Source organism: Kitasatospora sp. NPDC058162 (assembly GCF_042884005.1).
Classification (GTDB): domain Bacteria; phylum Actinomycetota; class Actinomycetes; order Streptomycetales; family Streptomycetaceae; genus Kitasatospora.
Map to the genome: position 1 here is coordinate 51,807 of NZ_JBHVUS010000038.1, position 21,945 is coordinate 73,751.

Genomic DNA, 21,945 nt, shown 5'->3' on the forward strand with positions numbered 1-21,945 from the left:
TTCACGAGCCCCCGCCGCACCGTCGGCGGGGGCTCGAATGCGCCGGCGCACGCCCTGTCCGCAAAAGTTTCTCCATGAGGCCCCCGAGCGTCCACCGGCCGGTCACCGCAAGGCCTTGCGGCAGCTGCGTCCGGGTGCTGTTCGACCACTGACGGGGCATCAGAGCTGTCCGGAACTGAGTGCCGGTATGTCCGTTCTTCCTACTTTCGAAACCTTTGTGCGGGCGAAGACTGTGTAAACACTCGAACTGCTCCCCCTCCCGCTCTCCTCAGCAGGCGCATTGTGGGCTTACCGTATGCCCCATGACCTCGCCCCGCTCCTACGACGGAGTCGGCTACCCCTCTCCGTCCTTCTCCTCCGGCACGCCGATTTACGACAGCCTCGTGGCTGAGCGCGGCGTCCCCCAGATCGCACCCATCAACGTGCCGGCCGCCCTGCCGCCGGCCCTGTCCTCCGGTTACGGATCCGGCCTCGGCCAGACCTACGAGAACCGGTACGGCAACGGGTACGAGAGCGCCGGCAGCAACCTCCCCGCGCTGCCGCCCGCCCGCCTCGCCCTGGGCCCCGGCCCGAGCAGCGGCCCCTCCGCCGGCCCCGCCACGGCGTACATCCCGGCGCAGCCCGCTCCGGCGTACGCCTCCGCGCCGCAGCCGCCCGTCCCCGGTTACGGCGCCCCCCAGCCGTACCAGCGGCAGCAGCCCGCCGCCCCGGCCTTCGCGCAGACCGCCAGCGGCGGCTACCAGCCGTCCGGCGGCCAGAGCTTCGGCGGCCAGAACACCTTCATCGGCCAGGGCGGCCAGCAGACCTTCGGCGCGCAGCCGACCGGCGGACCGGCCGGTTTCGGCCAGGGCCAGCCCGGCGGCCTCCCGCAGGGCGGTCCGCAGAGCTTCGGCGGCCAGCAGTCCTTCGGCGGCCCGAACCCGGCCGGTCCCGGCTTCCAGGGCCAGGGCGGCGACCAGGGCTTCGGCGGCGGTCAGCTGCGCCCGGCGATGGCGCCGGTCGCGCCGGTCCGCCCGATGCAGCCGCAGCGCCCGGGCCCGTACGGCGAGCCCGGCGGCTACCAGCAGGGCGGCTACCAGCCGCAGGGCCAGGGCTACTGAGCCAACCCGCACCACGGGGCCGACCCCACCGGCCCGCACCCGCACCACCTGAGCACCACCCGGCGCCCCCCGTACGCCGGGCGAACGGAGAACGGGTCATCCACGGACCGCCCGGCACGCCCCCCACGGCGTACCGGGCGGTCCGTGCGCGTACGGGGGCCTCCGGAGCCGGCCGCACCGTACGGGACCGCACGGAACCGTACGAAACCGCACGGATCCGCACCCGCCCGGGCCGCCCCGGGGCAGCTGCGTCCGGCCGGATCGCTGCTGGCAGGATGGGGGAATGCACCTCACCGGACTTCACGTCTACCCCGTCAAGTCGATGTACCGCCTGAGCCCGGACACCGCCGCGGTCCATCCCTGGGGTCTGGCCGGAGACCGCCGCTGGATGCTCGCCGACCCCACCGGACGCTTCGTCAGCCAGCGCGAGAACCCCGCCCTCGGACAGATCCGGGTCGACCTGCTGCCCACCGGCGCACTGGCGCTGACCGCCCCCGGCGGTTCCCGGATCGAGGTCGCCGCCCCCGCCGCCACCGCCGGTGACCCGGTCGCCGAGGTCCAGGTCTGGGGCACCCGCTTCCAGGCCGTCGAGGCCGCCAAGGACGCCCACGACTGGATCGCCGACCACCTCGGCGACTACCGCCTGGTGCACCTGGACGACCCGCACGCCCGGCCCGTCGACCAGGAGTACGGCCGGGACGGCGACACCGTCTCGATGGCCGACGGCTTCCCGCTGCTGCTCACCACCACCGCCTCGCTGGAGCGGCTCAACGAGCTGATCGCCGCCGAGCACCCGGAGGGCCACGAGACCCTCCCGATGGAACGTTTCCGCCCCAATGTGGTGATCGGCGGCTCCGAGGCCTGGGCCGAGGACGGCTGGCGCCGGGTCCGGATCGGCGCGCTCACCTTCCTGGTGGTCAAGCCCTGCGGCCGCTGCGTGGTCACCACCACCGACCAGGAGAGCGGCGAGCGGCGCGGCCCCGAACCGCTGCGCACCCTGGCTCGGCACCACAAGCTGATGCGCAAGGCCGCGTTCGGGCAGAACCTGATCCCCGAGCGCCCGGCCGGCGTCGAGGGCGACCTGCTGGGGACGCTGCGCGTCGGCGACGACGTCGAGGTCCTGGAGGACGGGGCGCACTGGCCCGCCGACGGGCGCTGAACCGCCGCCGCGCCCTGCCCGGAGCTCCGTGACCTCCCCGGTGGCCCGGCCCGGACTTTCGCGACCGGACCGCCGCGACCGACCCGGACTTTCGCGACCGGCCCGCCCGGACGGAACTCCGGCTGTGCGCGCTCGTTGAAACAAGTGGTCGGAACCTGTGGCCGGGGTGGGCGCCCCCGGTGTCCGCGCCGCGACGGAGCGCCGGGCCGAGCCGCCCGGACCGGTCCGTACGAGCGGACGGATCACCCGTCCGGGCGCGCTACGGTGGGCGGACGGCCCGCGCACCCCCGCGCCCACGGCCCGTTCGCCGGCACGACGAAGGTGGGGACGACAGACCGTCATGGCTGAGCACAGGGTCCGGGTCACCCAGGACAGCGCATCCCGCTGGCGCCGCCGCGCGGGCGAGTACGACACGCTCGCGGAGGCCCTGGCCGCCGCCGAGCCGGGCGACACCGTGACCGTCCGGCCCGGCACCTTCCGGGAGAACCTGCTGCTGGACAAGCCGGTGACGATCGTTCCGGCCCAGGGCCCGGGCACCGTGCGGATCGAACCGGCCTCCGGAGTGGCGATCACCGTCACCGCCGCCGCGACCGTGCGCGACCTGGTGGTCGAGGGCGGCGACAGCTCCGCCCCCGCCGTCCTGGTCACCGGAGCGCAGGCGACGCCCGCCTTCAGCGGCTGCCGGATCGAGACCCGCTCCGCCACCGGCGTCGAGATCAGCGGCGGCGCCCGCCCGACCCTGCGCGGCTGCGTGGTCGCCAACCCCGGCGGACTCGGCCTGCGGCTGCGCGGCGAGGGCACCGCCGCCGCCTTCGAGGACTGCGAGGTCGCCGCGGCCGGCCAGGCCGGACTCGCCGTCCTCGGCGGGGCCACCGCCGCCCTGGACCGCTGCCGCATCCACCACGCCTCCGGCGCCGGAGTGCTGCTCTCCGACCCGGGCAGCGCCGCCGAGCTCACCGGCTGCGAGATCTACGAGATCCGCGGCAGCGGCGTGCAGGCCGAGGCGCAGGCCGGCGGGCGGCTGGTCGACTGCGACATCCACCGGGTCACCGGCAACGGCCTCACCCTGGACGGCGAGGCCGAACTGGTGCTCACCGGCTGCCGGGTGCACGACCTGCCGGAGAACGGCGCCGACCTGCGCGGACGCGCCAAGCTGACCCTCTCCAACAGCACCGTGCGGGACTTCGGACGCGGCGCGCTGTCGGTCTGGGACCAGGGCACCGAGGCGGTCGCCGAGTCCTGCCGGATCCACGGCTCCAGCGGCGAGTACCCGGCGCTGTGGGTCAGCGACGGCGCCCGGCTCACCCTTACCGACTGCTCGCTGTACGACCTGCCGGACGCGCTGTTCGTCCTCGACCGGGACTCCGCCGCCGTCGCCCGGGGGTGCTCGTTCAGCCGGATCCGCAGCTCCGCGGTCTCGGTCAGCGGCGGGGCCACCGTCGAGCTCGCCTCCTGCCGGGTGCAGGAGGCCGGGACCGGGCTCTGGTTCCGCGACCACGGCAGCGGCGGGCTGCTCACCGACTGCGAGATCGCCGACGTCGCCACCGGGGTGATCGTCACCAAGGGCGCCGACCCGGTGCTGCGCGAGTGCACCGTACGGGCGAGCACGGACGCCGGGGTGTACGTCTCGGCCCAGGGCCGCGGCACCTTCGAGGACTGCCGGGTCTCGCACGGCAAGGGCTTCGGCTTCCACATCATCGACGGGTGCCGCACCCAGCTCATCCGGTGCCGGGCGGAGCAGAACGAACGGGCCGGGTTCGAGTTCTCCGAGCCCGGACCGATCGCGGAGGGGTGCACCTCGGACGACGTGGCACCGCTCGCCCCGACCGGCCCGCCGGCCTCCGGGCGGCCCGAGCTGCCGACCCCGAGGTCATCCCAACTACCTTCCACCACACCGGTGTTGACCGCCCCCTCGATGGTGTCGGCGGCGCCCCCCGCAGCCGCGGCGACGGCCGCGATCGCCCCGATCCCGGACTGCCGGCCGGCCGACGAGGCGCTCGCCGAACTGGACTCGCTGGTCGGCCTGGCCACGGTGAAGCAGGAGGTGCGCACCCTGATCGACCTGATCTCGGTCGGCCGACGCCGCCGCCAGGCCGGCCTCAAGGCCCCCTCGCTGCGCCGGCACCTGGTCTTCACCGGCGCCCCCGGCACCGGCAAGACCACCGTCGCCCGGCTGTACGGCGAGATCCTCGCCTCGCTCGGGGTGCTCCAGCGCGGACACCTGGTCGAGGTCGCCCGGGTCGACCTGGTCGGCGAGCACATCGGCTCCACCGCGATCCGCACCGCCGCCGCCTTCGACCGGGCGCGCGGCGGGGTGCTGTTCATCGACGAGGCGTACGCGCTCGCCCCCGAGGACGGTGCCCGGGACTTCGGGCGCGAGGCGATCGACACCCTGGTCAAGCTGATGGAGGACCACCGGGACGAGGTGGTCGTCATCGTGGCCGGCTACACCGCCGAGATGGAGCGCTTCCTCTCCGCCAACCCCGGTGTCTCGTCCCGTTTCTCACGGACCGTCACCTTCCCCGACTACTCGGCGGACGAGCTGCTGGAGATCGCCCGGGCGCAGTGCGCGGAGCACGAGTACGCGCTCGCCGAGGCGGCCGAGGGCGCGCTGCTGGACCACTTCGCCCGGCTGGAACGCGGCCCCAACTTCGGCAACGGGCGCACCGCGCGGCAGGTGTTCGAGACCATGGTCGAGCGCCACGCGGTACGGGTGGCGGCCCTGGCCGACCCGTCCACGGAGGAGCTGCAGCTGCTCGTCCCGGCCGACCTGCCGACCGCGCCGCTGCCGTAACGGTGGCCCGTGGCCGTGGCCGTGGCCGTCACGGTCGGGAACTCCCCGGCGGTGGCGGGGCGTTGGGCGGGGCATGGGAATGCTACTGACGGGTGCCGCGGGCGGACTGCTGTTACCGGCCGGGCTGGTGGTGCTGTTCTTCCTCGGCGCGGTGGTGCGGCGGCTGCGCACCCGGCACTCCGCGGCGGGCGGGCGCGGCGCCGGCGCGACCGCGACGGAGGAGCTGCACGCGCTGCTCTATCCGAGCAAGCGGGTGCAGTTGGAGCAGCGGCGGGTCGAGCTGGTGCTGCGGGACGACGAGCACGACGGTGCGCCGAAGCGCACCGGGATCGACCTCGCGGGCGGCCGGGCGGTGATCAGGCGGTGATCCGGCGGGGGCGGGGCGGGTGACGAGCCGCACGTGTCGACCGGCACCCCGCCCCCCTCGGGGCGTCAGCCCGTCCAGGCGCCGCCCGCCAGGAAGGACTCCATCGCGGAGCGGTACGGCGCGATGTCGATCCGCTCGCCGGCCAGCCAGTCGTCCGAGTAGTACTTGTCCAGGTAGCGGTCCCCCGGGTCGCAGATCAGGCTGACCACGCTGCCGGTACGGCCGGCCGCCCGCATCTCGGCGACGATCCGCAGCGCGCTCCACAGCCCCGTCCCGGTGGAGGCCCCGGCCTTCTTGCCGAGCACCTGCTCCAGCACCCGCACCGCGGCGATCGAGGCGGCGTCCGGCACCTTCATCATCCGGTCGACCGCCCCCGGCACGAAGCTCGGCTCCATCCGGGGCCGTCCGATGCCCTCGATCCGGGAGCCGCTCCCGCAGACGGCCTCCGGGTCGTGGTTCACCCAGCCCTCGAAGAAGCAGGAGTTCTCCGGGTCCGCGACGCAGATCCGGGTGTCGTACTGCATGTAGTGCACGAACCGGGCGATGGTCGCCGAGGTGCCGCCCGTCCCGGCGGTGGCGACGATCCAGGCCGGTTCGGGGTGCGGCTCCAGGCGCAGCTGGGCGAAGACCGACTCGGCGATGTTGTTGTTGCCGCGCCAGTCGGTGGCCCGCTCGGCGTAGGTGAACTGGTCCATGTAGTGCCCGCCGGTCTCCTCGGCGAGCCGCGCGGAGGCCTCGTACACCTCGTCCGAGCGCTCGACCAGGTGGCACTCGCCGCCGTGGAACTGGATCAGGTCGATCTTGGCCTGGCTGGTGCTCTTGGCCATGACGGCGATGAACGGCACCCCGATGAGCTGGGCGAAGTACGCCTCGGAGACGGCGGTGGAGCCGCTGGAGGCCTCGATCACCGGCTTGCCGGGGCGGATCCAGCCGTTGCAGAGCCCGTAGAGGAAGAGCGAGCGGGCCAGGCGGTGCTTGAGCGAGCCGGTCGGGTGGGTGGACTCGTCCTTGAGGTAGAGGTCGATCCCCCACTCGGCGGGCAGCGGGAAGCGCAGCAGGTGGGTGTCGGCGGAGCGGTTGGCGTCGGCGTGGACCTTGCGGACCGCTTCCTTCAGCCAGGCGCGGTACTGCGCGTCGGAGCGGTCGACGTCGACGGTCGGCTCGATGCCGACGGCGGGCGCGGTGCCTGCGGTCGACTCGGTGCCGGCAGTCCCACCGGACTGGGTGCTCATGGTCACTACTCCCTCGTTGCGGCCCCCCCGCTGCTCACTACGAGTGTACGAGGGTCACGATAAGTGACCGTTTTCGGAGATCCAGCTTCCGCTTATTGCCCCTCCGGCAGGACCGGATCCGGCGCTACACCGGCACCGACTGCGGGTCCGCCAGGTACGGCCCCCAACCGAGTTCGGCCGCGCCCGCGAGCGCGCCGTGCGCCAGCTCGGCGCCGACGATCGGCACCCGACCGCTGCGCCCCCACAGGCTGCGGTCGGCGACCACCGCGCGCAGCCGGTCGGGGGCGGCCTCCAGGAGGTCGAGGTGGAGGCCGCTGAGCACCACCCGGTCCGGGTTGAGGATGTTGGCGACCCCGGCCAGTCCGAGCCCGAGCCGGTCGATCACGTGCTCCACCGCGGCCCGCGCCCGCTCGTCGGTCGCGGCCGCCCAGCACAGCTCACGCGCCTGGTCGAGCAGCGGGCGACCCGGCTCCGGGGTGCGGCCGGCGGCGGCGAACAGCGCGTCGGGGTCGGTCTCGGCGTTGAGGCAGCCCCGGTTGCCGCAGGCGCAGGGGCGGCCCTGCGGGTCGACGGTGAGGTGGCCGACCTCCAGGGCGAGCCCGGCGCTGCCGGTGTGCAGGTGCCCGTCGATCACCAGCGCGCCGCCGACGCCGCGGTGGCCGGAGGTGACGAAGAGCAGGTGCCGGGCACCGCGCCCGGCGCCGTGCCGGTACTCGGCGAGGGCGGCGAGGTTGGCATCGTTGGCGATGGCGGTGGGCAGCGGGTGCACGGCCTTCGGGCCGTGGTCGGCGCGGCCGACCTCGACGTCGTACAGGTCGGCGACCGGGGTGCCGCTGGGCCAGGCGAAGTGCAGCGCGGCGAGCGCGGTGCCGTCCGGCTCGGTGACCGGGTTGGGCAGCGCGAGCGCGGCCGCCAGGCAGCGGCGATCGGTCGCGCGGGCCAGCTCGGCACCGGCCTGGGCGACGGCGCGCAGCATCCGGACCGGGTCGGTGGCAGCGGGCAGCGGCAGGTGGACGGGCGGGTCGAGCAGTCCGCCGAGGCCGGCCAGGGTGACGCTCAGCCCGTCGGCGTGGATCTGGCCGGCGACCACGACCGGGCCGCGCGGGTCGATCGCCAGCCGGTGCGAGGGGCGGCCGCGGCCGCCGCCGGCCGGGCGGGAGTCGACGGTGATCAGACCGAGCGCCTCCAGTTCGGCCGTGACCGCGCCGGCGGTGGCCCGGGTGACGTCCAGCGCGCGGGTGAGCGCGGACCGGGTGGGCGTCTGACCGGTGTGGATGAGCGAGAGCGCGGGGCCGAGCAGCGTCCGACCGCGGTCGGGGGCCGCGCGGCGGTGGGCATCACGCTGCGCGTCGGAGTCGGCCCCGGAGCGGGGCCGCGGGCTTGATGGTGAGAGCTGCACGCCCCTATTGTGACTTTGTGCCGCTTCGAAACAAAATCCGTTCCCACCGCCACGCCGACCCGTCCTCCCACCAGTCTCGCAGCACACCCCCGGTCGCGGACAGACCCTGGGGCCCCGCACGGCTCGCGCTCACCGCCTTCTTCGCCGTCGACGGCTTCCTGTTCGCCGCCTGGGTCGTCCGCATCCCGGACGTCCGCAGCCAGGTCAGCGCCACCCACAGCGCCCTCGGCCTGGCGCTGCTCTGCCTGTCCGCCGGCGCCGTCCTGACCATGCCGCTGGTCGGCCGGCTCTGCCTGCGCTACGGCTCGCGACCGGTCACCGTCGGCTCGCTCGCCCTGCTCAGCCTCGCCGTCCCGCTGCCCGCGCACGCCCACTCGGTGCTCTCCCTCGGCGGCGTGCTGCTGCTGTTCGGCGCCGGGTACGGCGGCGCCAACGTCGCCATGAACAGCGCCGCCGTCGACCTGGTCGCCCAGCTGCGCCGGCCCGTCATGCCCAGCTTCCACGCCGGGTACAGCCTGGGCGGGCTGCTCGGCGCGGGCTTCGGCGGGCTGCTCGCCGACCGGCTCACCACCGCGTGGGCGCTCGCGCTCGGCGGACTGCTGGGGCTCGCCGTCACCGTCGGCGCGGGCGTCGTCCTGCTGCGCAGCCCGGCGGCACCGATGGTCGCGCCGGAGCGCTCCGGCGGCCCGACCGCCGGGGACCCGACCACCACCGACTCGACCACCGCTGCTCCGACCGCCGCTGCTCCGACCGCCACCGGCCCGACCGCCGCCGCGCCGACCGGGGCGCCCGTCCGACTGCTGGTCCTGCTGCTCGGCCTCACCGCGCTGTGCACGGCGTACGGCGAGGGCGCGATCGCCGACTGGACCACCCTCCACCTCACCGACGACGTCCACGCGAGCGCGGGGACGGCCGCCGCCGGGTACGCCGCCTACGCCTTCGCCATGACCAGCGGACGGGTGGGCGGCACCTGGCTGTCCATCCGGCTGGGCCAGAACCGGCTGATGCTGCTCGGCGGACTCACCGCGGCGGCCGGCATGCTGCTCGCCGCGCTGGCCCCGTCGGTGCCGGCGGCCATCGGCGGGTTCGTCCTGGCCGGCCTCGGGCTGGCGAACCTGTTCCCGCTCGCCATCGCGCGCGCCGGTGCGGCGGGCGGGCCGCAGGGCGTCGCGCTCGCCTCGACGCTCGGGTACGGCGGGATGCTGATCGGGCCGGTGGTGATCGGGTTCCTCGCCGACGCGGTCGGGCTGCCGCTGTCGCTGACCACCGTCGCGGTCGCGGCCACCGCGGCGGCCCTGCTGCCGCTGACGGTCGGACGGCGGTGACGGGCATGACGGATGACAGGCGACAGATAACAGATGACAACTTTCATCATCTGTTATCTGTTTGCTGTTATCTGTCATCCACCCCCGCTCCGACCCGCGGGCCTGCGGGCCGGTGACGGCGGCGCCCCGAAGTGGCAGGATGCGGCCCCATGACCACCACCGGAGGCATCCAGGTACTGCGGGCGAGCGAGCGCCCGGCCACCCCGTGGCTCAACGGGGGCGGGGTGACCAGGGAGGTCGCCGGGTTCCCCGCCGGGGCCGGGCTGAACGACTTCGACTGGCGGGTGAGCCTCGCCGACGTCGCCTCGGCCGGCCCGTTCTCGCCGTTCCCCGGGATCGACCGGGTGATCACCCTGGTCGAGGGCGCGGGCATGGCGCTCACCGTGGACGGCGTCGAGCAGCCGGTCGACGCCCCGTTCCGCCCCTTCGCCTTCTCCGGCGACGCCGGGACGGACTGCCGGCTGCTCGGCGGTCCGGTGGTGGACTTCAACGTGATGACCCGCCGCGGCCGGGTCGGGGCCGTCGTGGAGCTCCTGACCGGGCCCGGCACCGTCCCGGTCCCGTCGGCCGCGACCGTCCTGCTGGTCTGCCTGGCCGGGTCGGCCACCGTCGACGGCGACACCGAACTGGCCCGCTACGACGCCGCGTTGCTCGACACGCCGGGCGCCCACGAGCTGCGGCCCGAGGGCGTCACCGCCGCGATCACCTTCCGTACCGCCGCCCCTACCGCTGCCCCTACCGCCGCCCGCTGAGCGACGCTCCGCCCGTGCCCCCGGTTCCGACGGGGGCACGGGCGGCCGCGGCACCGGTGACGTCAGCCGCAGAACACCGGCGTGGCGTGCGCCGGGTCCAGGGCGTCGGTCACCAGGTGCAGCGCCGTCGGCGAGAACGCGATGGCGACGTGCTCGGCGAGCGTGACCGGGCAGTGGTCCTGCAGCACCTCGTTGTCGACGGCCGGCCCGGTCAGGAACTGGGTCCGCCACGGGGTGACGACCTCGTCGTACACGGTGGAGATCACCGTGTAGTGCACGCCCGGCACGGTGTCCGGCCGGGCGGCCATGGCGGCGTTGAAGTCGGAGCCCACCGCCTGGTCGCGGCAGGCCTGGCAGACGGTGTAGATCAGGTCGGCCGCCCCGGGGAAGTACGGCGCCAGCTTGGTGATCCCGTCGAGGGTCGTGCCGTGGTTGGACGGCGCCAGGCCGATCAGCTTGTCCACCTTCGAGGCCCCGCCGAGGAACTTCAGGTAGTAGTTCGGCAGCATGCCGCCCTGCGAGTGCCCGACGATGTCGACCTTCGCCGCCCCGGTCGCGGACCTCACCAGGTCGACGAAGTGGGCGAGTTGGGCCGCCGAGGCGGGCACCGGCCCGAGGCCGCCGATCGGCAGCAGCAGACCGCTGCCGGTGGAGGTGACGCCCGGGACGGTGCCGTAGTCGAGCGCGAAGACGCAGTACCCGAGGCCCTTGAGCAGCGGGGAGAGCGCCAGCCAGTTCTCGTAGCGGTTGGCGAAGGTGCCGTGTACCAGCACCACCGGGTCGGGGTGCGCGGCGGACGGCCGGCAGCTCCAGTCGTTGGCGCCGGGCGGCGAGGCCACCGAGTCGCCGTCGGGCGGGAGTGCGGCCGCGGCGACGGCCCGGGTGGCGACGACCGGGCCCGCCGCGGCGGGGGCCGCGGCGGCGCCGACCAGCAGCGCGCCCGCCAGGACGGTCGCGCCGAGGGCTCCGCCGAGCCGACGGCGCACGGGACTTGCGGAGAAGCGGAGAAGTGGGGTTCTCAACTGTTGCCTCCACGGCCGAAGTTTGTTACCAACAGGTAACTCGAGTGGCTCAATGATGCGGTCGCCCCTCCGGCCCGGCCCTTGGGCGTCCCCCAGACCTGGACGGTGTTTCCCTGTGACCGGTCACAACGCACCCCACTGCAGCCCCACCGGCCGCCCCGCCGACACCCCCGCGCAGCTGCCCGCCGACGCGCTCGCGCACCGGGCCGCCGACACCCCCGCGGAGACCGCCGGGCACCCCTCGCCGTGGCACGTCCCGGTGATCGGCGGCCTCCCGGCCGACCAGCGACTCCTCAGCGGCGTCCGCGAGTTGGCCGCCACCGTGGTCGCCGCCCTGCTGGAGCGGGTGCCGGTCTACCACCGCCTCCCGCGCGAGCAGCTCACCGGCGAGCTCACCCGGGACACCGAGCGCCGCATCCGCGGCCTCGCGCACGCCGTCCGCACCGGACTCCCCGCCCCCGCCGAGGAGTTCACCGCCGTACGGGAGGCCGCCGCGCGCCGCGCCGAGGAGGGCCTGCCGCTGGACGCCGTCCTGCTCGCCCACCACCTCGGGCTGGAGGTCTGCTGGGAGTTCGTCACCCGGGACGCCCACGCCGGGGACGCCGCCGACCTGCTGGTACTCAACCGCCTGCTGCTCGACCAGCTCCGCCGGGCCACCACCGCCGCCGGCGCCGGCTACCTGGACGGGCAGCGCTCGGCCGGCGACCGGAGCTCCACCGCCCGGCAGTCCCTGCTCACCGCGCTGCTCGCCGGCACCCCCGCCGAGGAGGCCGCCGCCCGGGCCGGCACCGAACTGCCGCCCGGCTACGCCGTGCTGTGCCTGTCCCTCGCCGACCACCCGGACGAACACTCCCCCGGCATCGACCCGGCCGTCGCCGCCCGCCGCAAACTGCGCCGCTTCGGCGCCGAACTCGACCACAGAACACGGCGGTCGGCGCTCTCCGCGCTCACCCCCTCGGGCGGCCTGCTGCTCGTCCCGCTGCCGACCCCGCCGGACCGGGCCGGCGAGTCGACCGACCGCACCGACCGCACCGACCGCGACGGTGATGAGACGGCCTGGCCGCTGCTCGCCGCCACCCTCGCCGCCGCCGCCCGCGCCGCGGGCGTGCCCGTCCTGGCCGGGGCGGCCGCCGCGGTGCCGGCGGAGGTGCCGGACGCCGCCGCCCTCGCCTACGAAGTCCTGGACGTCGCCCGGGCGTTCGGCCGCCCGCCCGGGCTGCACCGGCTGGACGACGTGCTGCTGGAGTACCAGCTCACCCGGCCCAGCCAGGCCCGCGCCCGGCTCGCCGCGCTGCTCGAACCGCTCACCGACGGCGGGGAGTTGCTCACCACCCTGCGCACCCACCTGGCCGGCGGCCTCAACCGCCGGCACACCGCGAGCGCCCTGCACCTGCACCCGAACACCGTCGACTACCGGCTGCGCCGAATCGCCGTCCTGACCGGTCTGGACCCGGCGCGCCCGGCCGACGTCCTGCGGATCACCGCCGCCATCGCCGCGCGGACCGCCGAACAGCCGGACCCCGCACGCCGGTTGTGAGGCGGACGCCCGCGCCACCGAAGACTCGGTGGCGCGGGCGTCGGTGCCGGGTGGCGCTCAGCAGTTCAGGTTGCTGTGGGCGATCACCCAGGAGTTCACGGAACGGCCGTCAGTCCCGCTCCCCCGGCAGCCGCAGGTCCCACCCGACCAGGGCCCGCAGCTGCTCCGCCGTCACCCCGTCCGGCACCGGGCTGGGCGGTTCGTGGCGCAGCGGCGGCTGCCAGCCCTCCTCCTCGGTCCACCGCCGGACCACCTTGGCCGGGGCCCCGGCGACCACGCTGTGGTCGGGCACCTCGCCGCGCACCACCGCGCCCGCCGCGACCACCACGTTGCGGCCGATCCGCGCCCCCGGCATGATCACCGCGCCGGTGCCGATCCAGCTGCCCGCGCCGATCTCCACCGGCTCGTTGCGCGGCCACTGCTTGCCGATCGGCAGCTCGGTGTCCCGGTACTCGTGGGCCTGGTCGCTGACGTACACCCCGGGGCCGGTCCAGACGTCGTCGCCGATCACGATCGACTGGTGGCCGACGATGTGGCTGTCCCGGCCGATCACGCAGCCGCCGCCGATCCGCACGATCGGCTCCGGCCCGAGGTCGAGGCCGGGCAGGAAGCCCGCGCTGATGGTGACCCGCTCACCGATGATCGAGAACGGCCCGATGGTGATCCACCGCTCGTTGAACACCGCCCCGAGCGGGAACGCGAGGGTGGTGCCGTCGCCCAGCTCGCCGAACCGGTACGGGCCCGGGTTCCGGTTGCTGACCGCGCCGGTCCGCTGCATCCAGCGCCAGCCCCGGTGGACGAGGCGTCCGGCGGCCCGGCGGCCACCGGCCCGGACGGCGGAGAGGAGGGAACGGGTTATCGGCATGCGCTCACGTTACCGGCCCGTAGCGTCCGCCCGTCGGCCGGGAGGCCGACATCACACCCGCCCCACCGCCCCCGTCCGCACCACCCCGGGCCGTCCCCACCGAGTCCCCACCGAGGCCTTTCCGCGCCCCGGCCACGCCCCGGCCGCACCGGCCCCCGCGGCCGTCCGAATTCCGCCACCGATATCGGACGACAGTGGAAGACTCCGTCCCATGAAGATCATCGAGCACATCGAAGCAGTGCGCCACGAGGGCACCCTGCTGGCCGACGCCGCCGCCCGCGCCGACCTCACCGCCCCCGTCCCGACCTGCCCGGACTGGCAGTTGGGCGACCTGCTGCGCCACATCGGCCAGGTCCACCGCTGGGCCGCCGCCTTCCCGGCGAAGGGCCTGACCGCACCGCCGGAGGACGCGGCCCGACAGGCCGTCATCGGCCCGGACCCGTCCGACGCCGCGCTGCTCGACTGGTTCCGTGAGGGCCACGCCGCGCTGGTGACGGTCCTGTCCGAGGCCCCGGCCGACGTCGAGTGCTGGAGCTTCCTGCCCGCACCGAGCCCGCTGGCCTTCTGGGCCCGGCGCCAGGCGCACGAGACCGCCGTCCACCGCTTCGACGCCGACGCGGCGGCCGGTTCGCCCGGCCCGACCGTGGACGGCGCGCTCGCCCTGGACGGCATCGACGAGCTGCTGCGCGGATTCATGCTCCACGGCCGGCCGAAGGTGCACAGCGACCAGCCGCGCACCATCCGGATCCGGCCGACCGACGGCCCGGACTCCTGGCACCTGACGCTCTCCCAGGAGCCGCTCACCGTCACCACGGAGGAGCGCCCCGAGCCCGCCGACCTGACCGTCACCGGCCCGGCGGCCGAGCTCTACCCACTGCTCTGGAACCGGCTGACCGTCGAACGGGCCGGGCAGGTCGAGCTCAGCGGCGACCTGGACCTGTTCGACCACTGGCGGACCACCGCGGCACTCTGACCGCGGCACTCTGACCGCGGCCGGCCGGCCCGCCCATGAGGTGGGCGGGCCGGCCGGGCGGTTCAGCGCACCCAGGCAGCCGGCCGCTTCTCCAGGAACGACCGCATCCCCTCCTGCGCCTCCACCGACCCGAACAGCCGCGCCGACAGCTGCACCAGCTCGTCCGCGTCCCGCTGGAAGGACCGCGCCACCTCGGCGTTGGCCAGCCGCTTCGACTCCGCCAGCCCCTGCGGCGAGCCCTGGCGCAGCGCGTCCAGCAGGCCCTTCAGCACCACCCCGGTGTCCTCGCTGGACTCGGCCGCCCGGGTGATCAGACCGATCCGGGCCGCCTCGGCCGCGTCGAAGACCTCGCCGGTGAGGTAGTAGCGGGCGGCGGCGCGCGGCTCCAGCTTGGGGCGCAGCGGCAGCGAGATGACGGCCGGCGCCAGGCCGAGCCGGACCTCGGTGAAGGCGAAGGTCGCGGCCGGTCCGGCGACGGCGAGGTCCGCCGCACCGATCAGGCCCAGGCCGCCGGCCCGGGCGTGCCCGTCGACCACCGCGATCACCGGCTTGGTGCAGTCCACGATCGCCTTCTGCAGCTCGACCAGGCCGCGCGGGCCCACCGTCGGGTCCGCGCCGGTCGCCTCGGAGAGGTCCGCGCCCGCGCAGAACACCTTGCCGGTGTGGGTGAGCACCACCGCGCGGACGTCCCGGTCCGCCGCGGCCACCGCCAGTCCGGCGTGCAGCTCGGACATCAGGCGCGAGGAGAGCGCGTTGCGGTTGTGCGGCGAGTCGAGGGTGAGCGTGGTGACGGCGTCCGCGGTGGTGACGCGGACGAGGGGCTCTGCGCTGGTCATCGGCGTGGGCCTGCCTTCCGGCTGAGGGTGGGTCGGACTGCGGGCGCGGTCCGGGGTGCCCGGAGCGCGCCCGCACGACTCTGGCACGCCCACCCGCCCCTCGGCCAGAGCCGACCTCCGTCCACCGGCCCCCACCGTCCGTCGGCCGGGCCGAAAACCGCTGGTGACGGTGCTCGCCGACCCGGCAGCATGGGCGCCATGACCACCGACCCCGCGGTCCTGCTGCTCGCCCCGCGCATCAACGAGACCGGCCTCCAGCTGCGCACCGCCGCCGGGCTGCGCGGCCTGCGCGCGCACACCGCCGCCTCCTGGCAGGCCCCGGGCGAGCTGCTCGGCGCCGCGGTGCACGTGTACGGCGGGCCGCTGTTCGCCGACGCGGTCGGCCGGGAGCTCGGCCTCGCCCTGCTGGAGCCGGCCGAGGACTGGTTGGCCCGGCTGCCGCTCGCGCTGACCGGCCGGCGGGTGTCCGCGACCACCCTCGCCGAGGCCCGTACGCTGCGCGGCCCGGCCTTCGTGAAGCCGCCCGCGGACAAGCTGTTCGCCGCCCGGGTCTACCCCGACGGCGGCGCGCTGCCCGGGCCCGAGCTGCTGGACGGCGACACCCCGGTGCTGGTGAGCGAGGTGGTGCGGTTCCGCGCGGAGTACCGGCTGTTCGTCCTGGACGGCGCGGTGCGGACGGGCTCGCGCTACGCGGTGGACGGCGACCTCTCCGTCGCACCGCTCGGCCCGGACGGCGCCGAGGTGCTCGCCTTCGCCCGCGACGTGCTGGCCGCCTCGGCCGAGCGGGCCCCGCTGCCGAGCGCGGTGGTGGTGGACGTCGGACGGACGGACGGCGGCTGGGCGGTGGTCGAGGCCAACGCGGCCTGGGCCAGCGGCGGTTACGCCGCCGAGCCGGACGACGTCCTGGACGTGGTGCTGCGCTCCTCCGGCCCCGCCGCCCAACTGCCCACAGCCGACCGGCCGTTCCTGCGCGAACTGCCCGAAGTGGTGCGCTGAAGGCCGGGTTGGCGGGGCGGGGCGGCGGGGGCCACCGCTTGCGGTCCCGGCGCACGGTGGCGCACGATCGGGCACCATGACCACCACGCACCTCACCCACATCACCGAGCCGCCCGGCGTCGCCCCCGGGACGGGCTACACCCACGTCGTCACCGGCACCGGCCGGCTGGTCCAGGTCTCCGGGCAGGTCGCCTTCGACGAGCAGCGGAACCTGGTCGGCGCGGGCGACCCGAAGGCCCAGGCGCGGCAGGTCTTCGAGAACCTGCGCCGCTGCCTGGCCGCCGCCGGCGCCGACTTCTCGGACGTCGTCAAGTTCACCTTCTTCATGACCGACATCGCCCACCTCGCGGCGATCCGGGAGGCCCGCAACGAGTACCTGGGCGACCTGCCGCTCCCGGCCGCCTCCGCGATGCAGGTCGCGGCCCTGTTCCGGCCCGACGTGCTGATCGAGATCGAGGCGATGGCGATCGTCCGGGAGCAGCGGAGCAACGCAGTAGCGGAGTAACGCAGCAACGCAGTAGCGGAGCAGCGACGCCTCACGCCACCCGGAGCCGCCCGTCCCGCCGTCCGGCCCACCGGACGGCGGGCCCCATCGCCAGGCCCGCCGCCACCAGCACCGCGCCCAGCACGGCCCACCCGAACACGCCGAAGCCGATCACCGCCGTGCTGACCACCGCCGGGCCCGCCATCGACGCGGCCGCCGAGCCCGCGTTGAACACCCCCTGGTAGGCGCCGTGTTCGTGTTCGCCCGCGAGGTCGTAGCTCAGCGCCCAGCCGCCCGCCTGGCCCATCACCTCGGCGAGCGACTGCAGCCCGACCCCGACGAGCGCCACGGCGGCGGCGAGGATCCCGGGCAGTCCGTGCGCGAGGGCGATGACCAGACACGAGGCGGCCAGCACCAGCCCGGCGCGCCGACAGGCCCGGGCGGCGGCCGTCCGCTCCTCGGTGCCCCGGGTGGCCCGTACCTGGAGGGCGATCACCATCAGGGTGTTGACGATGTAGGCACCGGCGACGGTGATCCGCGGTGCGTCGGTCTGCTGGACGATCCACAGCGGGACGCCCACCTCCAGGACGGCGAACTGCAGGCCGAGGACGGAGCACAGCGCCGTCACGGCCAGGAACGGGCCGTCGCGCAGCGCCGGGTTGCCCCGCCGGCCCTGCCTGACGCCCTTGCCGCCGGGGTCCGCGGGGTTCGCCGTGCCGGACCCCGCCGAGGGGACGGCGGAGGGCGCGCCGGAGGGCCCGGCCGGGGGCGCGCCCGGCTCCGTACCCGGCGCCACCGGCAGCCGGTGCATCAGCAGCGCGACGGCCACGTACGAGACGGAGTTGGCCAGGATCGCGGCCAGGTAGACCGGCCGGGTGTCGAGCTGGAGCGCGATCGCGCCGAGCCCCGTCCCCAGGCAGATGCCGATGTTGGTCACCACCCGCAGGTGCGCCCGGCCGGCCACCCGGCGGTCGGCGGGCAGCACCTGGGCGTAGAGCGCGTTCCGCACGGCGGACGCGCCCCGGTCGACGGCGGAGACGGCGCAGGCCAGGAGGACGAACGCCGGGTAGCTGTGCACCAGCGCGTACCCGGCGGAGCCCACCGCCTCGACCGTGACCAGCACCACCAGCACTCGCCGGGCGCCCCAGCGGTCGGCGGCCCGGCCGGCCGGCACGCTGGCCGCGACCCCGCACAGGCCGGCGGCCGTCATCCCGAACCCCAGCTGGGCGGCGCTCAGCCCGAGCACCCGGGTGAAGAACAGCACCGCGACGGACAGCGAGAGGCCGTTGCCCACCGTGTTGACCAGGGTGATCCCGGCCAGCCGACGGACCGTCGGATCGGGGTGCAGGCGGCGCCGGAGGACGTCCGGCAGGCGGCCGGCCCGCTCGGACGCGGGCACGGCGGAGGAAGGTGCGGAGGACTCCGCCGGTGTGGTGGTCATGCCGTCGATTGCACCCCCGACCGGGCCGCGCCGGATACTCCTTTAGGCTCTGGCTAAATCCCAGCAGGAGAACGATGCCGTGTACCGCTTCACGCTCCGCCTGACCGACCTCGCCACCACCTGGTTCGCCGTCTCGCCGATCCACGAGGCCGTGCTCAGCCTGCGGATGTGGACCCACCCGGGCGTCTACCCGCTCCAGACCCGGGCCTTCGAGCAGCTCCGGCCCGCCTTCGAGCGGCTGGAATCCCAGCGGCTGCTGCTCTCCCTGGTCGCCAGGAACCGCTTCGTACCGGACTTCCTCACGCCCCGGCCGACCGCACCCGCGGCCGACTTCCACACCGAGCTCGCCGTCGTCCGGGCCCTGCCACCGGAGCTGCTGCGGGGCGAACTGGAGCAGACCTTCCTGCCGGACGAGCCGTCGCTGCCGGCCCTGCTCGCCTCCGGACTGGCGGATCCGGAGCGGCTGTTGGCCCGGATCACCGACGCCCTGGAGGAGTACTGGGAGGCCTGCCTGGCACCCTCCTGGTGGCCACAGGCCCGCTCGGTGCTGGAGGCCGACCTGGTGTACCGGGCGCGAGTGCTCGCCCAGCAGGGTGCGGCGGCACTGTTCGCGGACCTGGACCACCGGCTGCACTGGGCGGACGGTGTGCTGTCGATCGACCGGTCGTGGGGGGACGGGGAGGTGGAGACCGCCGTGGACGGGCGCGGGCTCGTCCTCAGCCCGACCTGCTTCGTGCGCGGGGCGATCACCATGATCGGCAAGGACCGCGCGCCGCAGATCTCCTACCCGGCGCGCGGGCAGGCGGGCACGGGCGGCGCGAGCCCGGCGGCGTCGGCCGCCCTGGAGGCGCTGGTCGGCGCACCGAAGGCCCGACTGCTCTCGCTGCTCGCCGAGCCGGCCTCCACCACCGAGCTCGCCTACCGGCTGGGCGTCACACCGGGCGCGGTCAGCCAGCACCTGTCCGTCCTGGCGGCCACCGGGCTGGTCACCCGGGCCCGGCACGGCCGCTCGGTGCTCTACCGGCGCAGCGCGCTCGGCGACGAGCTGTCGGGCGGCAGGTGAGCATCCCGGCCGTTCCGCCAACTCCCCAGTGGTACAGACCTGTTGACGCATTGGTCCAGTCCTCCTACAGTGCCCATGCCCCGCCTCCCCACGGCGCGGGCACCGATCGCCCACGGATCACCCCCGGTTCTACGTCACCCTGTCCAACCCCCACAGCCACAGGGAGAACCATGTCCGCTCGATCCCGGGCGGGACGCCCACGCCTGCGCGGCAGACTGCTCGCGCTGCTGTCCGTCCTGCTCCTCCCGCTCGCCGCCCTGACCGCGCTCGCCGCCCCCGCGAGCGCCGCCGGCAAGCTCACCGCCACCTTCACCACCGCCGACAACGGCTCCTGGTGGCAGGGCACGTACATCGTCCACAACGACAACGCCACCGCCGTCACCGGCTGGACCCTGGACTTCGACCTCCCGGCCGGCGTCACCATCGGCAACAGCAGCAACGGCACCGCGACCGTCAACGGCCGGCACGTCACCGCCACCGCCGCGTACTACAACGCGACCGTCAACGCCCACAGCACCACCGAGCCGTACAGCTTCTGGTTCGTCGGCACCGGCCCGGTCTCCACCCCGCTCAACTGCCGCATCAACGGCGACAAGTGCGACGGCTCCGCGGACGTCCCGCCGTCCGCACCGGGCGCCCCCACCGTCACCGGGTCGACCGCGCACACGCTCGCCCTGAGCTGGCCGGCCGCCACCGCGGGGGACTTCCCGGTCGCCTCCTACGACGTGCTCAGCGGCACCACCGTGCTCGCCTCCAGCCCCACCGCCGGCGCCCTGGTCACCGGGCTCACCCCGGCCACCACCTACACCCTGACCGTCCGGGCCAAGGACGGCCGCGGCAACACCGGCCCGCCCAGCGCGCCCGTCACGGCCGCCACCTTCGACCCCTCGACGGACACCGTCCCGCCGACCGCACCGGCCAACCTCCGTGCCACGGCGGTCGGTTCCTCGGACGTGACGCTCGCCTGGGACGCCGCCACCGACAACGTCCGGGTCGCCGCGTACGACGTCTACCGGGGCGCCACCCTGGTCACGACGGTCGACGGCGGCACCCTGACCGCGGCCGTCGGCGGCCTCTCGCCGTCCACCGCCTACACCTTCACGGTGCAGGCCCGCGACCCCGCCGACAACACTTCGCCCGCCTCCGCCCCGCTCAAGGTGACCACTGCGGACATCGTCGGCGCCGGCAAGTACGCCCGGGTCGGCTACTTCGTCCAGTGGGGCATCTACGGGCGCCAGTACTTCGTCAAGAACCTCGACACCTCGGGCAGCGCCGCCAAGCTCGACATCGTCAACTACGCCTTCGAGAACATCGATCCGGTCAACCTGACCTGCCTCGCGGGCGTCACCAAGGGCACCACCGCCGACCCGGAGGACCCGGACCAGGGCACCGGCGCCGGGGACGCCGACGCCGACTACGCCCGCCCGATGAGCGCCGACCAGTCGGTGGACGGCGTGGCCGACGACGGCTGGGGCAAACTCCGGGGCAACTTCAACCAGTTGAAGAAGCTCAAGGCCAAGTACCCGAACCTGAAGGTGGTCGTCTCGCTCGGCGGCTGGACCTACTCCAAGTACTTCTCCGACGTCGCCGCCACCGACGCGTCCCGGCAGAAGTTCGTCAAGTCCTGCGTCGACACCTGGATCAAGGGCAACCTGCCCGCCTACAACGGCGCCGGCGGTGACGGCACGGCGGCCGGGATCTTCGACGGCATCGACCTCGACTGGGAGTGGCCCGGCTCCGGCGACGGCCACCCGGGCAACCACTGGAGCGCGAACGACAAGGCGAACCTGACCCTACTGGCGGCCGAATTCCGCAAGCAGCTCGACGCATCGGGCGGCCCGCACAAGCTGCTCACCGCCTTCACCCCGGCCGATCCGGCGAAGGTCGCGGCCGGCTGGGACCTCACCAAGGTCTTCGACTCGCTCGACATCGCCAACGTCCAGGGCTACGACTTCCACGGCTCGGGCAGCGACAACTCCTGGGAGCCCAACCGCACCGGCCAGGCGTCCAACCTCTACCCGGACCCGAACGACCCGTACACCTTCCACTTCAGCGTGGACACCGCCGTCCAGACCTACCTCGGCGCCGGGGTCAACCCGCGCAAGCTGACCATCGGCTTCCCGTTCTACGGGCGCGGCTGGCAGGGCGTGGCGGACGGCGGCGCCAACGGCGCCTGGCAGTCCGCGAACGGCGCGGCGCCCGGCCAGTTCGCCGAGGAGGCCGGCACCCGCGGGTACCAGAACCTGATCACCGGCGTGCCCGGCCTGACCGTCTACCACGACCCCGAGTCCGTTGCCACGTACGGCTACACGGGCGCGAACGGCCAGTGGTGGACCTTCGACGACAGCTGGTCGATCGCCCGGAAGACGGCCTACCTCAAGTCCAAGAACCTGCTCGGCGGCATGATCTGGGAGATGTCCGGCGACACCCCGTCCGGCACCCTGATGTCGGCCCTCGACACCGGGCTCAAGTAGCCGCCACCGCACCGCGAACCGGGCCGGGGGCGCCCCCCCCGGGGGGGGGGCCGCCCCCGCCCGGGGCGGCGGGGCCGCGCGCGGGGCGGCCCCCCGACAGGTGGGGCGGGGCCGGGGGGGAGTCGC

18 protein-coding genes are annotated in these 21,945 nt (G+C 74.9%); 12 read left to right on the forward strand and 6 right to left on the reverse strand.

The genetic code is table 11. The annotated features are described in order from the left end of the window. Positions 1-302: 302 nt before the first annotated feature. From ACFVXG_RS38790 to ACFVXG_RS38805, 4 genes are all read left to right on the forward strand, one after another. Positions 303-1,100, forward strand: coding sequence for a DUF6643 family protein (locus ACFVXG_RS38790; RefSeq protein ID WP_387934744.1), 798 nt, complete (start codon positions 303-305; stop codon positions 1,098-1,100). 283 nt (positions 1,101-1,383) lie between these two features. Continuing rightward, entirely contained in the window at positions 1,384-2,259 is an 876-nt protein-coding gene (locus ACFVXG_RS38795; RefSeq protein WP_387934746.1) for an MOSC domain-containing protein, read from the forward strand. A gap of 340 nt (positions 2,260-2,599) precedes the next feature. Beyond that, a complete protein-coding gene (locus tag ACFVXG_RS38800; RefSeq protein ID WP_387934747.1) occupies positions 2,600-5,053 on the forward strand; it encodes a right-handed parallel beta-helix repeat-containing protein in 2,454 nt (817 codons plus the stop codon). A 79-nt stretch (positions 5,054-5,132) separates the two neighbouring features. After that, the gene (locus ACFVXG_RS38805; RefSeq protein ID WP_387934748.1) at positions 5,133-5,420 is read left to right on the forward strand and encodes a DUF6191 domain-containing protein; all 288 of its coding nucleotides are present in this window, start codon (positions 5,133-5,135) and stop codon (positions 5,418-5,420) included. 65 nt (positions 5,421-5,485) lie between these two features. Here the strand turns inward: ACFVXG_RS38805 and ACFVXG_RS38810 are convergent, their stop codons facing one another. Then, complete coding sequence (locus ACFVXG_RS38810) at positions 5,486-6,652, reverse strand: PLP-dependent cysteine synthase family protein (RefSeq protein WP_387934749.1); 1,167 nt, start codon at positions 6,650-6,652, stop codon at positions 5,486-5,488. Between the two features lie 124 nt (positions 6,653-6,776). Beyond that, entirely contained in the window at positions 6,777-7,952 is a 1,176-nt protein-coding gene (locus ACFVXG_RS38815; protein WP_350508932.1) for an ROK family protein, read from the reverse strand. 116 nt (positions 7,953-8,068) lie between these two features. Between ACFVXG_RS38815 and ACFVXG_RS38820 the strand changes: the two genes are divergently transcribed. Next, on the forward strand, positions 8,069-9,376 hold the full coding sequence (locus tag ACFVXG_RS38820) for an MFS transporter (RefSeq protein WP_387934751.1): 1,308 nt from the start codon (positions 8,069-8,071) through the stop codon (positions 9,374-9,376). Positions 9,377-9,525: 149 nt separating this feature from the next. Further along, positions 9,526-10,128: a HutD family protein gene (locus ACFVXG_RS38825; RefSeq protein ID WP_387934753.1), complete on the forward strand. Its 603-nt coding sequence runs from the start codon at positions 9,526-9,528 to the stop codon at positions 10,126-10,128. A 62-nt stretch (positions 10,129-10,190) separates the two neighbouring features. Here the strand turns inward: ACFVXG_RS38825 and ACFVXG_RS38830 are convergent, their stop codons facing one another. Beyond that, a complete protein-coding gene (locus ACFVXG_RS38830; RefSeq protein WP_387934755.1) occupies positions 10,191-11,150 on the reverse strand; it encodes an esterase/lipase family protein in 960 nt (319 codons plus the stop codon). A gap of 115 nt (positions 11,151-11,265) precedes the next feature. On the opposite strand from ACFVXG_RS38830, the gene ACFVXG_RS38835 reads away from it, so the two are divergent. Further along, positions 11,266-12,687, forward strand: a complete 1,422-nt coding sequence (locus ACFVXG_RS38835; protein ID WP_387934757.1) for a PucR family transcriptional regulator — start codon at positions 11,266-11,268, stop codon at positions 12,685-12,687. Between the two features lie 109 nt (positions 12,688-12,796). Here the strand turns inward: ACFVXG_RS38835 and ACFVXG_RS38840 are convergent, their stop codons facing one another. After that, positions 12,797-13,552, reverse strand: coding sequence for an acyltransferase (locus ACFVXG_RS38840; protein ID WP_387934759.1), 756 nt, complete (start codon positions 13,550-13,552; stop codon positions 12,797-12,799). Between the two features lie 211 nt (positions 13,553-13,763). On the opposite strand from ACFVXG_RS38840, the gene ACFVXG_RS38845 reads away from it, so the two are divergent. Then, positions 13,764-14,525 carry a maleylpyruvate isomerase family mycothiol-dependent enzyme gene (locus tag ACFVXG_RS38845; protein WP_387934761.1) on the forward strand — a complete coding sequence of 254 codons (762 nt, stop codon included), beginning with the start codon at positions 13,764-13,766 and terminating at the stop codon, positions 14,523-14,525. Between the two features lie 62 nt (positions 14,526-14,587). On the opposite strand, the gene ACFVXG_RS38850 is transcribed toward ACFVXG_RS38845, so the two are convergent. After that, positions 14,588-15,361, reverse strand: coding sequence for an enoyl-CoA hydratase family protein (locus tag ACFVXG_RS38850; protein ID WP_387934762.1), 774 nt, complete (start codon positions 15,359-15,361; stop codon positions 14,588-14,590). Positions 15,362-15,559: 198 nt separating this feature from the next. Between ACFVXG_RS38850 and ACFVXG_RS38855 the strand changes: the two genes are divergently transcribed. Next, positions 15,560-16,357: an ATP-grasp domain-containing protein gene (locus ACFVXG_RS38855; protein ID WP_387934764.1), complete on the forward strand. Its 798-nt coding sequence runs from the start codon at positions 15,560-15,562 to the stop codon at positions 16,355-16,357. Positions 16,358-16,433: 76 nt separating this feature from the next. Next, complete coding sequence (locus ACFVXG_RS38860) at positions 16,434-16,862, forward strand: RidA family protein (protein ID WP_387934766.1); 429 nt, start codon at positions 16,434-16,436, stop codon at positions 16,860-16,862. Positions 16,863-16,893: 31 nt separating this feature from the next. Here the strand turns inward: ACFVXG_RS38860 and ACFVXG_RS38865 are convergent, their stop codons facing one another. Continuing rightward, positions 16,894-18,282, reverse strand: coding sequence for an MFS transporter (locus ACFVXG_RS38865; RefSeq protein WP_387934768.1), 1,389 nt, complete (start codon positions 18,280-18,282; stop codon positions 16,894-16,896). Between the two features lie 79 nt (positions 18,283-18,361). Here ACFVXG_RS38865 and ACFVXG_RS38870 point away from each other — a divergent pair, with 79 nt between their 5' ends. Beyond that, positions 18,362-19,345 carry an ArsR/SmtB family transcription factor gene (locus tag ACFVXG_RS38870; protein WP_387934770.1) on the forward strand — a complete coding sequence of 328 codons (984 nt, stop codon included), beginning with the start codon at positions 18,362-18,364 and terminating at the stop codon, positions 19,343-19,345. 170 nt (positions 19,346-19,515) lie between these two features. Beyond that, a complete protein-coding gene (locus tag ACFVXG_RS38875) occupies positions 19,516-21,819 on the forward strand; it encodes a glycosyl hydrolase family 18 protein (RefSeq protein ID WP_387934772.1) in 2,304 nt (767 codons plus the stop codon). Positions 21,820-21,945 lie beyond the last annotated feature (126 nt).